The organism is Kitasatospora sp. NPDC093102 (assembly GCF_040683915.1).
Lineage (GTDB): Bacteria > Actinomycetota > Actinomycetes > Streptomycetales > Streptomycetaceae > Kitasatospora.
Map to the genome: position 1 here is coordinate 13,328 of NZ_JBFBFA010000035.1, position 13,581 is coordinate 26,908.

Genomic DNA, 13,581 nt, shown 5'->3' on the forward strand with positions numbered 1-13,581 from the left:
GTCTCGTGCGCTCCAGGATGCGGGGAGGTCGGGTGGTCGGGGCCGGGCCGGTTACGGGCGGCGGGCGAAGCCGGGCACGCGCCGCTTCTTGTACCTCGGGCCCGTCGAGGCCTCGCGGGTGGTGCGGTAGCGGGCCAGCGTGCCCAGGCCGGAGCCGCCCTCGTCGTCGTCCGCGGCGGCCACCGGGTCGCGCCCGAAGCGGCGGCCGAGGTACATCACCAGCGGCACCACGAAGGGCGCCAGCAGCAGGTCGTACAGCAGGGCGCTGATCACCAGTCCGGCGAGGCCGACGTGCCGGGCCGCGGTGTCGCCGACCAGGGCGCCGACCATCGCGTAGAGCAGGGTGGAGGCGGCCGCCGCGGCGCCGACCACCAGCAGCGAGCCGGCGACCGAGCGCTGGCGGCCGTGGTCCGGGCGCAGCAGCCCGGCGCCGTAGCCCATCAGGCAGAGCACCAGTGCGTAGCGGCCGATCGCGTGGTCGGAGGGCGGCGCGAGGTCGGCCAGCAGGCCGCCCGCGAAGCCGACCAGGCAGCCGCCGGTCGGCCCGTAGACCATGGCCAGGCCGACCACGACGAGCAGCAGTATGTCCGGGGTGGCTCCCGGGAGCTGGAGCCGGCCGAACACGCTGACCTGGAGGATCAGACCGAGCAGGACGAGGCCGGCGGAGACGGGGATGCGGGCGAGGCGCATGGCTCAGTTCCCCCCAGTGGGCTTGGCGGGCGAGGCGGCGGGCGCGGAGGCCGGGGCCTGGCCGGGGTCGGCGGCCGGCTGGCCCGCGGTGGGCGCCGGCGGCAGGACGGCGTCGCGCGGGTCGGTGCGCGGCGGGACGACCACCACGCCGACCAGGTCCAGCCGGGTGAACTGGACGAAGGGCTCGACCAGGACGGTCTTGGTCAGCTGTCCGGCGTTGGCCTGGACCTCGGTGACCTTGCCGACCGGGACGCCGGGCACGAACGGGCGGCCGCTCTGCGAGCCGAAGGTGACCAGTCGGTCGCCGGCCTTGACCTGGGCCTTGCCGTTGAGCAGGGAGACCTTCATCGGGCTGTCGCCGCCGCCGGAGGCGAAGCCGATCTCGCCGGTGCCCTCCAGCCGGGTGCCGGCCGAGAAACCGGGGTCGGAGGCGAGCAGCACGGTGGCGGTGGTCGGGGCGACGGTGGTGATCCGGCCGACCAGGCCCTGACCGTTGACCACCGTCATGTCGCGGGTGAGGCCGTCGTCGCTGCCGGCGTCGATGGTGATGGTCCAGGAGAAGCCCTGGGCCGGGCCGATCGCGATGACCTGGGCGGCCTTGACGGTGTATCCGCCGGCGCCGGCGGTGCGCAGCAGGTCGTCCAGCTGCTTGGTGCGCCCGGTGGCCATGTCGGAGGAGGCGAGCTTCTGCCGCAGTTCGGTGTTCTCGCGGGCGAGCTGGTCGGTGCGGCCGCTGTCGGTGACCGTGTCCCGGATGGCGCGGACGGTGTCGGCGACCGGGTCCACGACGGTGGCGGCTCCGCGCTCGACGGGTCCGAGGACGCGGGCGGCGGCGTGCCGGGCCGGGCCGAGCGGGGAGTCCTCCCCGCCCTTGATGTCCACGGTGATCAGCGCGAAGGCTACGGCCACCAGCAGGATGAGCAGCAGCCGGCTCTCTCGTGTGTCCCTCACGGTGCGGGTACTGCCCCTTCGTACCTGGCCGCCGCCCGGGGCTGTGGGGCCCGGGTGGCGGCCCGTTCGGTCGAGTGTCGGATGTGACGCGTGGTGCCGGCGGTGCGGCGACCTGTCAACGACGCGGCGAGGCGTCGAGTACCTGCTGGAGCGCCTCGAACTCCTCGACGCACTTGCCGGAGCCGAGTGCGACGGAGTCGAGCGGGTTCTCCGCGATGTGGATCGGCATGCCGGTCTCGCGGCGCAGCCGCTCGTCCAGGCCGCGCAGCAGGGCGCCGCCACCGGTGAGCACGATGCCCCGGTCCATGACGTCGCCGGCCAGCTCGGGCGGGCACTGGTCGAGGGTGGTCTTGACCGCGTCGATGATCGCGTTGACCGGCTCGTCGATGGCCTCGCGGACTTCGGCGGCGGAGATGACCACGGTCTTGGGAAGGCCGCTGACCAGGTCGCGGCCGCGGATCTCGGCGTGCTCGTCCTTCTCGCCCTCCAGGCCGAAGGCGCTGCCGATGCTCATCTTGATCTGCTCGGCACTGCGCTCGCCGAGGAGCAGCGAGTACTCCTTCTTGATGTGCTGGACGATCGCGTTGTCCAGCTCGTCACCGGCCACCCGGATGGACTGGGCGGTGACGATGCCGCCGAGGGAGATCACCGCGACCTCGGTGGTGCCGCCGCCGATGTCGACGACCATGTTGCCGGTGGCCTCGTGGACGGGCAGACCGGCGCCGATCGCGGCGGCCATCGGCTCCTCGATGATGTGCACCTGGCGGGCGCCGGCCTGCGAGGAGGCCTCGATGACGGCGCGGCGCTCGACGCCGGTGATGCCGGAGGGCACGCAGACCACGACGCGGGGGCGGGCCAGGTAGCGGCGGCGGTGGATCTTGAGGATGAAGTACCGCAGCATCCGCTCGGTGATCTCGAAGTCGGCGATCACGCCGTCCTTGAGCGGGCGGATGGCGACGATGTTGCCCGGGGTGCGGCCGATCATCTTCTTGGCCTCGGAGCCGACCGCGAGGATCCCGCCGGTGTTGGTGTTCACCGCGACGACGGACGGCTCGTTCAGGACGATGCCCTTGCCCCTGACGTACACCAGCGTGTTGGCTGTTCCGAGGTCGATCGCCAAGTCGCGGCCGATGAACGACAGGTTGCTCGCCATGGGGTGTGGGTGCCTTCCCGGGCTCGGAGTTCATGGGGGGGTGGACGAATGCGCGCGCCCACGCTTGGGCGGAGACCAGCTGAGCTGCCTTACCGGGCCCTTGAGTCGCGTCCATCGTAGTCACGCCGCGCGGTACGGACGTCGACGTGGGGCATACCGTCCATTGTCCGGGGCGTGATCGCATCTCCGAGGATTGGGACGCCGTGTCGGCGCCCCCAGTTCCCTATTTCACGATAAGAATGCCCCGGCCGGGCCAATGGTCCCGACCGGGGCGGTACGAACGTCCTCCGGGTGTCCCGCACCGGTCCTCCCGGTGCTTCACCCCTGGTCCTGCCGGGTGTGTCGCCCGGTCCGGGTCAGGCGTGCGCGGGGAAGAAGATCTTGATCTCGCGCTCGGCGGACTCCGGGGAGTCGGAGGCGTGGATCAGGTTCTCGCGGGTGATCGTCGCGTAGTCGCCGCGGATGGTGCCGGCCCCGGCCTCCAGCGGGTTGGTGGCACCGGCCAGCATGCGGATGCCCTTGACGACCTCCTCGCCCTCGACGATCAGCGCGATCGACGGGCCGGAGGTCATGAACTCCAGCAGCGGCTCGTAGAACGGGCGGCCCACGTGCTCCGCGTAGTGCTGCTCCAGCGTCGCCCGGTCGAAGGTGCGCAGCTCGATCGCGGCGAACCGCCAGCCGGCCTTGCGCTCGATGCGGCTGATGATCTCGCCGGCCAGGCCACGGCGGACGGCGTCGGGCTTGAGCAGGACGAGAGTGCGCTGGGACACGGTGCGTCTCCTGGGGATTCGGTTCGGCAGACAGTCGGGTCGACAAGCGGTGCCGACAAGGCAGAGATTACCTTGCGTACACGGCGTGTCGGTCCGCCGGTCCGGGCCTCAGACCTGTACCGCGGCGGCCTCGGCGGCGGCCCGGGCGGCCTTGAACTCGTCCACCTTGCGGCCGTAGTGCACGGAGCACCACCACAGGCCGGCGAAGACCACACCGAGGCCGAACATGCTCGGCAGGATGAAGCCGCTGGCGATCAGGCCGATCTGCAGCGCCCAGCCGATCTGCACCGCGCCGGGGCGGTTGATCATGCCGCAGAGCAGGACGCACAGCGCCATCGCGATGCCGCTGACCGTCCAGATCTCCCCGCTGGAGACGTCGGAGAGCCGCGTCGCGACCAGCGCCGCGAACATGATCAACAGCGCTTCGCCGATCAGCGTCGAGGAACAGAGCGTCCTCATGTCACTTCCTCCCGAGCAGCAGGCGGGCCTCGCCCACCGTGATGACCGAACCGGTGACCAGCACCCCGGCGCCGCCGAGGTCGCCCTCCTCCTCGGCGAGGGTGACGGCGGCGGCGATGGCGTCGTCGAGCCGGGGCTCGACCTGGACGCGGTCCTCGCCGAAGACCTCGACGGCCAGGGCGGCGAGCGCGTCGACGTCCATCGCGCGGTGGGTGGAGTTCTGGGTGATGACGACCTCGGCCAGGATCGGCTCGAAGGCCTCCAGCACGCCGGCCACGTCCTTGTCCCCGGAGGTGCCGATCACGCCGACGAGCCGGGTGAAGCCGAAGGACTCGGTGAGCGCGGCCACGGTGGCGCGGGCGCCGTGCGGGTTGTGCGCGGCGTCCAGGACGATCGTGGGGCTGCGGCGGACGACCTCCAGGCGACCCGGCGAGGAGACGCCGGAGAAGGCCTGGCGGATCTTCTCCACGTCCAGCTGGCCGCCGCGCGCGCCGCCGACGCCGAAGAAGGCCTCGACCGCGGCCAGCGCCAGGGCCGCGTTGTGCGCCTGGTACTCGCCGTGCAGCGGGATGAAGATGTCCTCGTACTCCTCGCCGCCGAGTCCGCGCAGCGTCACCAGCTGGCCGCCGACGGCGAGTTCGCGGCGGATCACGCCGAACTCCATGCCCTCGCGGGCGACCGTGGCGTCCACCTCGACGGCGCGGCGCAGGATGGTCTGGGCGGCGTCCAGCTGCTGCTGGGCGACGACGGCGACGGAGCCGGACTTGATGATCCCGGACTTCTCGACCGCGATCTCGCCGGTGGTCTCGCCGAGCTTGTCGGTGTGGTCCAGCCCGATCGGGGTGATCACCGCCACGGCGGCGTCGATGACGTTGGTGGCGTCCCAGGAGCCGCCCATGCCGACCTCGACCACGGCGACGTCCACCGGGGCGTCGGCGAAGGCCGCGTAGGCCATGCCGGTCAGCACCTCGAAGAAGGACATCGGCACCGGCTGCGCCGCGTCGACCATCTGCACGTAGGGCTCGATGTCGCGGTAGACCTCGACGAAGCGCTCGGGGGTGATCGGGGCGCCGTCCAGGCTTATCCGCTCGGTGACGGACTCCACGTGCGGGCTGGTGTAGCGGCCGGTGCGCAGCTCGAAGGTGTTGAGCAGCTGCTCGATCATCCGGGCGGTGGAGGTCTTGCCGTTGGTGCCGGTGACGTGGATGGAGGGGAAGGACCGCTGGGGCTGGCCCAGGATGTCCATCAGCGCCTCGATCCGGTCGAGCGAGGGCTCCAGCTTGTTCTCCGGCCAGCGCTTGGAGAGCTCCACCTCGACGTCGCGCAGGGCGTCGCCGGTGCCGCCGTCGGCGGGGCGGATGGTGTACGGGTTCGGGTCGGCCTTGTCGCTCACGACCACAGTCTACGGAGCCCCGACGGGTCTTCCTCACGGGGTGAGAACGACCACTTTGCCCCTTCTTTGCCATGATCACCTAGTTTCCCCCCTTTACTATCGATTTAGCGATTTGAACCGCAATGAAGCATCGATTCGCAACCCACTGGAGCCTTCAACCTTTGATCATGAGGAGCATTGCGCCATGCCTGACGCCCTGCACGAGTGGATCGTGCTTCGCCAGGACGCCGTCGTCTGGGTCGCCGGACTGATCTCCCTGGCGCTCGTCGGCTACATGGCCCTGGTCTTCGGACGCTTCCTCGTGTACTGGGCGGGCTCCCGGCACGCCTTCCGGCACAACCGCCCCGCCGAGCCCGGCGACCCCACCGCCTTCCAGTGGCACCTGGTGATCCCCTGCCGCGACGAGGAGGCCGTGGTCGCCCAGACCCTGGACGGCCTGCGGGGCAGCGCGCCCGAGGCCCACCTCTGGGTGATCGACGACGACAGCGAGGACGCCACCCGCGAGCTGGTGCTCGCCGCGGCAGCCCACGACCCGCGGGTCCACCTGGTCCAGCGCCGCCGCCCGCACGCCCGGATCGGCAAGGGCGCCGCCCTCAACGCGGCCTACCGGGAGATCTCCGCCTGGCTGCCCGAGGGCACCGACCGCTCCCGGGTGGTGATCGGCGTGGTCGACGCCGACGGGCAGCTCGACCCGGGCACCCTCGCCCAGGTCTGCAACGCCAAGGCGCTCGGCCGTCCCGACACCGGTGCCGTCCAGATCGGCGTCCGGATGCGCAACGCCGACGACGAACTCCCGCTGCCCGGACGCGGCCGGGCCGCCAACGCCCTGGCCCGCGCACTGGTGCGGATGCAGGACGTCGAGTTCCAGGCCAACAACGCCGGCATGCAGCTGCTGCGCCGCCGCACCGGCAGCGTCGGCCTCGGCGGCAACGGCCAGTTCGTCCGGCTCACCGCCCTCGACTCGCTGACCGCCGAGGAGGGCCGGGCCGGCCGCCCCTGGCCGGAGCGCGCCCTGCTGGAGGACTACGAGTCCGGCCTCGACCTGCGGCTGGCCGGATGGCGGCTCACCCACGTCACCGAGGCCCAGGTCTCCCAGGAGGGCCTGATCTCGCTGCGCCGCTTCCTCACCCAGCGCACCCGCTGGGCCCAGGGCAACATGCAGTGCCTGCGCTACACCGGCCGGGTGCTGCGCTCGCCGCACTACACGGTGTCCGGCAAGGCCGAGGTGCTGTACACCTTCCTCCAGCCGGTGGTCTGCGTGCTGCTGGTGCTGCTCTTCCCGCTCTCGCTCGGGATCACCGGCGCGGGTCTGGTGCTCTTCCCGGAGGAGACCGCCGAGTTCCAGCTCAGGTTCGGCCCGTTGATGCTGCTCGTCTTCGTGCTCGCCGCGCTCCCGATGGTCCTCTGGGGCTTCGCCTACCGCCGGCTCGTCCACGCCGACCGCAGCCGGCTCACCGGCCTGCTCTGGGGCCTCCTGGTCTGGCTCTACGCCTACCACCTGTTCGTGGTCGCCGTCCGGGCCGCCGTCCGGATGCTGCTCGGCCGCAACGGCTGGGCCAAGACCCGCCGCAACGCCGAGAAGGTCGCCCTCGGCGCCCCCACCGCACTCGAGTCCTGAGACTGCCGCCCCACCCTCGCGCCTCCCCTCCGCCCCACGCCCCACCGGAGCCCCCGCATGAGCATGTGCCTGCCCCCGTCCAGCGTCGCCGTCGTCCTCGGCACCCGTCCCGAGCTGGTCAAGCTCGCCCCACTGATCCACGAGCTCGGCGACGCCACGCGACTGGTGCACACCGGCCAGCACTGGGACGAGGCGATGTCCGGCCGCTTCCTGCGCGACCTCGACCTGCCCGAGCCCGAGCTGCTCACCGGTGTCGGCGGCCGCCCCCGGGCCGGCCAGATCGCCCAGTCGCTGGGGCAGCTGGACGCCGCCTTCGCCGAGGACCGCCCCGCCGCCGTGGTCGTCCAGGGCGACACCAACGCCACCCTGGCCGGGGCGCTGGCCGCCAACGCCCGGGAGATCCCGCTGATCCACGTCGAGGCCGGGCTGCGCAGCTACGACCGGGCGATGCCCGAGGAGCACAACCGGGTGATGGTCGACCACGTCTCCGACCTGCTCTGCGCCGCCACCGGGGAGAACGTCGCCAACCTGCGCGCCGAGTCGCTGGCCGAGGCCCGGATCGAGCTCACCGGCAACACCGTCGTCGAGGTGGTCCGCCGTCAGCTGCCGGACGCGGCCGCCCGCACCACGCTGCTCGCCGTGCACGGGCTGAGCCCGGACGGGTACGTGCTGGCCACCGTGCACCGTCCGGAGAACACCGACACCGCCGAGGCGCTCGGCGCGGTGCTCGCCGAGCTGGACCGGATCGCCCGGGCCGGCACCCCGGTGCTGTTCCCGATGCACCCGCGCACCCGGGCCGCCGTCGAGCGCTTCGGTCTGGACGGCCTGCTGGAGCGGCTGGCCGCCACCGGCCCGGTCGGCTACGGCGACTTCCTGGGCCTGGCGAGCCACGCGGCGCTGCTGGTCTCCGACTCCGGCGGCGTGCAGGAGGAGTGCACCGTGCTCGGCCGCCCGCTGCTGGTGGTGCGCCGCTCCACCGAGCGCCCGGAGGCGATGGCGGCCGGCTTCGCCGCGCTGGTGCAGCCCGGCGAGGAGCTGGGCACCCTGGCCCGCGCCTGGCTCTCCGACACCCCCGAGCGGCTCGCCCGGCTGGCGGCCACCCCGAGCCCGTACGGCGACGGCCTGGCCTCGGCCCGGATCGCCGCGCTGACCACGGCGATCGCCGAGCCGGAAGGGGCCGACGCGGACCGGACCGTGCCACGGGCCTCCCAGGTCCTCTTGACAGCCTAATTGGTCTACTCCACCTTGTGAGGCAAGTCTCCGTTCCCGACCGGGACTTGAGTTGTCGGTAGCTCCCGCACGCCACCATCGACACCCCGGACGGCGTTCCTCCCCCACGAGGCGCCGCCGGGCCTCCCCCACTGGAGACGGAGTCATGCCACCTGCCCGACACCGGCGCCCGCGCGCCGTCCACTCCCTCCTCGCCGGAGCGAGCGCCCTGGTCATCGGCCTGGGCGGACTCGCCCTGGCCGGCGGCACCGGCGCCCACGCCGCCGACACCGACCTGATCACCAACGGCGGCTTCGAGACCGGGAACCTGTCCGGCTGGACCTGTTCGAACGGCACGGTCCAGAGCACCACCACCCACTCCGGCACGTACGCCCTGCAGTCCACCCCGGGCGCGGGCGACACCGGCGAGTGCACCCAGACCGTCCCGGTGAAGCCCTCCTCCTCCTACACCCTGAGCTCCTGGGTCCAGGGCTCGTACGTCTACCTGGGCGCCCGCGGCACCGGCGGCACCGATCCGAGCACCTGGACCTCCGGCACCGGCTGGACCCAGCTGAGCACGAGCTTCACCACCGGCCCGAGCACCACCAGCGTCACCGTCTACCTGCACGGCTGGTACGGGCAGCCGGCCTTCGCCGCCGACGACGTCTCGCTGTTCGGGCCCGGCGGACCGCAGCCGTCCCCGAGCCCGACCGCCACCACCACCGCCTCGCCGACTCCGACGGCCACCGCCACGGACACCGGCAGCCCCACCGCCACCGCGACGTCGACCCCGACCAAGCCCCCGGGCCTGCCCAAGCACATCCTCACCGGCTACTGGCAGAACTTCGACAACGGCGCCACCGTCCAGCGGATCAGCGACGTCCCGGCCGCCTACGACATCATCGCGGTCTCCTTCGCGGACGCCACCGCCACCCGCGGCGGCCTGAGCTTCACCCTCGACCCGACCCTCTCCTCCCGCCTCGGCGGCTACACCGACGCCCAGTTCAAGGCCGACATCGCGGCCAAGCGGGCGGCCGGGAAGCGGGTGGTGCTCTCCGTCGGCGGGCAGAACGGCACGGTCTGGGTGGGCGATTCCGCCTCCGCCGCGAACTTCACCGCCACCGCCTGGGCGCTGATGCAGAGTTACGGCTTCGACGGGATCGACATCGACCTGGAGAACGGCATCAGCTCCACCTACCTGGGCCAGGCGCTGCACGCCCTGGCGGCAAAGGCGGGGAGCGGGTTCGTCCTCACCATGGCGCCGCAGACGATCGACATGCAGTCGACCGGCACGGAGTACTTCAAGCTGGCGCTGAACGTCAAGGACATCCTCACCATCGTCAACATGCAGTACTACAACTCCGGCGCGATGAACGGCTGCGACGGGAACGTCTACTCGCAGGGCACCGAGAACTTCCTCACCGCGCTGGCCTGCATCCAGCTCAAGGGCGGGCTGCGGCCCGACCAGGTGGGCCTCGGGGTGCCGGCCTCCACCAGTGCCGCGGGCGGCGGGTACATCACCGCCGGCACGGTCGACAACGCACTGGACTGTCTGGCCTCGGGCACCAACTGCGGCAGCTACAAGCCGGACACCACGTGGCCGGGCATCGGCGGCGCGATGACCTGGTCGACCAACTGGGACGCCAAGGCGGGCAACCCGGTCGCGGGCACCATCGGTTCGCACCTGCACGCCATGCCGTAACTGTGCCCCTTCACCGCCCGGGCCGGGTTCAGACGCCGGCCCGGGCCTCGGGCACGTGCGCGGCGCCGCCGCGCCGACGGCGCAACTCGGCGGTGATCTCGGCCAGTTCGCCCTCCGGCAGCAACGGCAGCATCATCGCGACGCCCTGCAGCAGACCGCCGAGCAGGAAGGTGGTGTCCGGGGTCGCCGCCACCAGGCCGCGGACCTCGGCCACCTCGCCGGCCGCCACCGCCTCGATCAGCTGGGCGGCGTTCGCGGTCTCCTCGTCCACCTCGACCCCACCGGTGTCCGCCGGGGCGCGCCGGGCCATCGCCCGCAGCACCTTGTCACCGACCTCGGGGGCGTACGCCTTGCGGACGGCCTCGGCGGCGATCCAGGTGAGCAGGGTGGCCACCTCGCGCTCGGCGTGCTCGGCGAACAGCAGGTCCAGCTCGTGGTCGAACGCGATCTGGTTGCCGTGCCGGAACGCGAGCAGCAGGGTCGCCGCCCTGGCCTTGGCCTCCTCGACCGCCTCGGCAGGCAGTTCGTCGGCCAACTCCTCGGTCACCACCACGCCATGCCCTCCCGTCCGCCGCTCAGCGGAAACGCTCAGCAGAAACGCCCATTCGGAAACTCCGTGCACACCGTACACAGCGGACCTGCAAACTTCCGCGAACGCGCGCGGGCAAGACCGGAATCAATTCGCTCGGAATAGGACCCCACCCGGTCGCAGGATGATAATTCGCCGGAAGGGAGCAATACGGCTGGGCTATTAGGCGTAGCGAAAGCGACCCCGGAAGCAGCGCCCCGGAAAACGCCGAGGGGCCGCACCCCGCACGTCGCGGAGTACGGCCCCTGCAGTCGGGCCGGCGGCTCAGCCCTGCGGCAGTGCCGCGAGCTGGGCGGTGATCCGGGCGATGTCGGCCTCGGCGGCCTCCTGGCGGCCCCGGATCTTGGCGACCACCTCGTCCGGCGCCTTGGCGAGGAACGCCTCGTTGCCGAGCTTGGCGGTGGTCTGGACCTTCTCCTTCTCGGCGGCCGCGAGGTCCTTGGCCAGGCGCTTGCGCTCGGCCGCGACGTCGATGGTGCCCGAGAGGTCCAGCGCGACGGTGGCCCCGGCGACCGGCAGCGAGGCGGTGGCCGCGAAGCCCTCCCCGGGGACGGTCAGCCGCAGCAGCGAGCGGATCGCGTCCTCGTGGACGGCCAGCACGGTGCCGGCCAGCTCCAGCCGGGCCGGAACGCGCTGCGCGGGCTGGAGGCCCTGGTCCGAACGGAACCGGCGGACCTCGGTGACCACCTGCTGGAGCGTGGCGATCTCCGACTCGGCGGCCGCGTCACGGTAACCGCCGTCCTTCGGCCACTCGGCCACGACCAGCGACTCGGCGCCGGTGAGCGCGGTCCACAGCGCCTCGGTGACGAACGGGACGACCGGGTGCAGCAGCCGCAGCGTGATGTCCAGGACCTCGCCGAGCACCCGGCGCGAGGCGTCCGCCTGCGGGCCGCCCTTGGCCAGGGTGGTCTTGGAGAGCTCGACGTACCAGTCGAAGACCTCGTCCCAGGCGAAGTGGTACAGCGCGTCCGTGGCCTTGGCGAACTGGTAGTCGTCGTACAGCGCGTCCACCTCGGCGACGGTGGCGTTCAGCCGCGACAGGATCCAGCGGTCGACCGCGGTCAGCTCCTCCGGCGCGGGCAGCGGGCCCTCGACGGTGGCGCCGTTCATCAGCGCGAAGCGGGTCGCGTTCCAGATCTTGTTGCAGAAGTTGCGCGAGCCCTTGACCCAGTCCTCGCCGATCGGCACGTCGGCACCCGGGTTGGCACCGCGGGCCAGGGTGAAGCGGACGGCGTCGGCGCCGTAGGCGTCCATCCAGTCCAGCGGGTCCACGGCGGTGCCGGAGGACTTCGACATCTTCTTGCCGAACTCGTCGCGCACCAGACCGGTCAGGGCGACGGTCTTGAACGGCGCCTCGCCGTCCATCGCGTACAGGCCGAACATCATCATCCGGGCGACCCAGAAGAAGATGATGTCGTGGCCGGTCAGCAGGACGTCGGTCGGGTAGAACTTCTCCAGGTCCGGCGTCCGCTCCGGCCAGCCGAGCGTGGAGAACGGCCACAGGCCGGAGGAGAACCAGGTGTCCAGGACGTCCGGGTCCTGGACCCAGCCCTCGCCCGTCGGCGGCTGCTCGTCCGGACCGACGCAGACGACCTCGCCCTCGGGGCCGTACCAGACCGGGATCCGGTGGCCCCACCAGAGCTGGCGCGAGATGCACCAGTCGTACATGTTGTCGACCCAGTCGAAGTAGCGGCGCTCCAGCTCCTTCGGGTGGATCTCCACCTTGCCGTCGCGGACGGCGTCGCCGGCGGCCCTGGCCAGCGGCTCGACCTTGACCCACCACTGCAGCGACAGCCGCGGCTCGACCACCGTGTGGCAGCGCGAGCAGTGGCCGACCGCGTGCATGTACGGGCGCTTCTCGGCGACGATCCGGCCCTGCTCGCGCAGCGCGCCGACGACGGCCGAGCGGGCCTCCAGCCGGTCCATGCCGAGGAAGGGGCCGTGCACGGTGATCGCACCGCGCTCGTCCATGACGGTCAGGTTGGGCAGGCCGTGGCGCTGGCCGATGGCGAAGTCGTTCGGGTCGTGCGCGGGCGTCACCTTGACGGCGCCGGTGCCGAACTCCGGGTCGACGTGCTCGTCCGCGACGACCGGGATCTCACGGTCGGTCAGCGGCAGCTTGATGGTCCGGCCGATCAGGTGCTTGTAGCGCTCGTCCTCGGGGTGGACGGCCACCGCGGTGTCGCCCAGCATCGTCTCGGCCCGGGTGGTGGCGACGATGATCGAGTCGTCGCCCTCGCCGTAGCGGATCGAGACCAGCTCGCCCGGCACCTCCTCGTGCTCCACCTCGATGTCGGACAGCGCGGTGAGGCAGCGCGGGCACCAGTTGATGATGCGCTCGGCGCGGTAGATCAGGCCGTCGTCGAAGAGCCGCTTGAAGATGGTCTGGACGGCCTGGGACAGGCCCTCGTCCATGGTGAAGCGCTCGCGCGACCAGTCCACGCCATCGCCGAGGCGGCGCATCTGGCCGAGGATGCGGCCGCCGTAGCTCTTCTTCCACTCCCAGACCTTCTCGACGAAGGCCTCCCGGCCCAGGTCGTGCCGGGACAGGCCGTCCTCGGCGAGCTGCTGCTCGACCTTGTTCTGGGTGGCGATGCCGGCGTGGTCCATGCCGGGCAGCCAGAGCGTCTCGAAGCCCTGCATGCGCTTGCGGCGGGTCAGCGCGTCCATCAGCGTGTGCTGGAAGGCGTGGCCCAGGTGCAGGACGCCGGTGACGTTCGGCGGGGGGATGACGATGGTGTACGCGGGCTTGTCGCTCTTCGCGTCCGCGGTGAAGTAGCCACGGTCCACCCAGCGCTCGTACAGCTCGCCCTCTACGTCCGCGGGGGTGTAGGTCGTCGGGAGGGTTGCTGCTTCGTCCCCGGCAAAGGTGCTCACGGGGCGCTGGTTCGTCGTGTCGGTCACGACGCACAGTTTACGTAACCGGGACGAGGGTCACGAACCGCTTTCGGTCCGCGGACCGGCGGCTCCCGGGCGGACCCCGGTCCGGCGCCGTGCGGTAGCGTGCCCGGGCACTCGTCCGGTGGACCGGTACGACCATCACACCA

The 13,581-nt window shown here is 71.8% G+C and carries 11 protein-coding genes; 3 read left to right on the forward strand and 8 right to left on the reverse strand.

Going from position 1 to position 13,581, the window contains the following annotated elements; translation table 11 throughout:
- Window positions 1–51: 51 nt before the first annotated feature.
- The 6 genes from mreD to AB0O11_RS30030 form a co-directional block, all read right to left on the reverse strand.
- Window positions 52–690: a rod shape-determining protein MreD gene (gene mreD / locus AB0O11_RS30005; protein WP_363393240.1), complete on the reverse strand. Its 639-nt coding sequence runs from the start codon at window positions 688–690 to the stop codon at window positions 52–54.
- A gap of 3 nt (window positions 691–693) precedes the next feature.
- Window positions 694–1,641, reverse strand: a complete 948-nt coding sequence (mreC, locus tag AB0O11_RS30010) for a rod shape-determining protein MreC (RefSeq protein ID WP_363393243.1) — start codon at window positions 1,639–1,641, stop codon at window positions 694–696.
- A 115-nt stretch (window positions 1,642–1,756) separates the two neighbouring features.
- On the reverse strand, window positions 1,757–2,782 hold the full coding sequence (locus AB0O11_RS30015) for a rod shape-determining protein (RefSeq protein WP_308020165.1): 1,026 nt from the start codon (window positions 2,780–2,782) through the stop codon (window positions 1,757–1,759).
- Window positions 2,783–3,150: 368 nt separating this feature from the next.
- Window positions 3,151–3,564, reverse strand: coding sequence for a nucleoside-diphosphate kinase (ndk, locus tag AB0O11_RS30020; RefSeq protein WP_224277488.1), 414 nt, complete (start codon window positions 3,562–3,564; stop codon window positions 3,151–3,153).
- Between the two features lie 108 nt (window positions 3,565–3,672).
- The gene (locus AB0O11_RS30025; protein ID WP_363393246.1) at window positions 3,673–4,023 is read right to left on the reverse strand and encodes a DUF4233 domain-containing protein; all 351 of its coding nucleotides are present in this window, start codon (window positions 4,021–4,023) and stop codon (window positions 3,673–3,675) included.
- A gap of 1 nt (window position 4,024) precedes the next feature.
- Window positions 4,025–5,383, reverse strand: a complete 1,359-nt coding sequence (locus AB0O11_RS30030) for a folylpolyglutamate synthase/dihydrofolate synthase family protein (RefSeq protein ID WP_363393362.1) — start codon at window positions 5,381–5,383, stop codon at window positions 4,025–4,027.
- A gap of 217 nt (window positions 5,384–5,600) precedes the next feature.
- Here AB0O11_RS30030 and AB0O11_RS30035 point away from each other — a divergent pair, with 217 nt between their 5' ends.
- From AB0O11_RS30035 to AB0O11_RS30045, 3 genes are all read left to right on the forward strand, one after another.
- Window positions 5,601–7,034, forward strand: coding sequence for a glycosyltransferase (locus AB0O11_RS30035; RefSeq protein WP_363393249.1), 1,434 nt, complete (start codon window positions 5,601–5,603; stop codon window positions 7,032–7,034).
- 63 nt (window positions 7,035–7,097) lie between these two features.
- A complete protein-coding gene (gene wecB / locus AB0O11_RS30040) occupies window positions 7,098–8,264 on the forward strand; it encodes a UDP-N-acetylglucosamine 2-epimerase (non-hydrolyzing) (RefSeq protein WP_363393364.1) in 1,167 nt (388 codons plus the stop codon).
- Window positions 8,265–8,409: 145 nt separating this feature from the next.
- A complete protein-coding gene (locus AB0O11_RS30045) occupies window positions 8,410–9,945 on the forward strand; it encodes a glycosyl hydrolase family 18 protein (RefSeq protein WP_363393251.1) in 1,536 nt (511 codons plus the stop codon).
- A 28-nt stretch (window positions 9,946–9,973) separates the two neighbouring features.
- Here AB0O11_RS30045 and AB0O11_RS30050 read toward each other — a convergent pair whose 3' ends face one another.
- Both AB0O11_RS30050 and AB0O11_RS30055 read right to left on the reverse strand, forming a co-directional pair.
- On the reverse strand, window positions 9,974–10,498 hold the full coding sequence (locus AB0O11_RS30050) for a hypothetical protein (protein ID WP_224277480.1): 525 nt from the start codon (window positions 10,496–10,498) through the stop codon (window positions 9,974–9,976).
- A 300-nt stretch (window positions 10,499–10,798) separates the two neighbouring features.
- Complete coding sequence (locus AB0O11_RS30055; protein ID WP_363393254.1) at window positions 10,799–13,438, reverse strand: valine--tRNA ligase; 2,640 nt, start codon at window positions 13,436–13,438, stop codon at window positions 10,799–10,801.
- Window positions 13,439–13,581 lie beyond the last annotated feature (143 nt).

Excerpts from the sequence above, each read along its gene's own strand:
- AB0O11_RS30045 (WP_363393251.1), top strand. The coding sequence starts at position 8,410 with ATGCCACCTGCCCGACACCGGCGCCCGCGCGCCGTCCACTCCCTCCTC.
- mreD (WP_363393240.1), bottom strand. The coding sequence starts at position 690 with ATGCGCCTCGCCCGCATCCCCGTCTCCGCCGGCCTCGTCCTGCTCGGT.
- AB0O11_RS30035 (WP_363393249.1), top strand. The coding sequence starts at position 5,601 with ATGCCTGACGCCCTGCACGAGTGGATCGTGCTTCGCCAGGACGCCGTC.
- wecB (WP_363393364.1), top strand. The coding sequence starts at position 7,098 with ATGTGCCTGCCCCCGTCCAGCGTCGCCGTCGTCCTCGGCACCCGTCCC.
- AB0O11_RS30025 (WP_363393246.1), bottom strand. The coding sequence starts at position 4,023 with ATGAGGACGCTCTGTTCCTCGACGCTGATCGGCGAAGCGCTGTTGATC.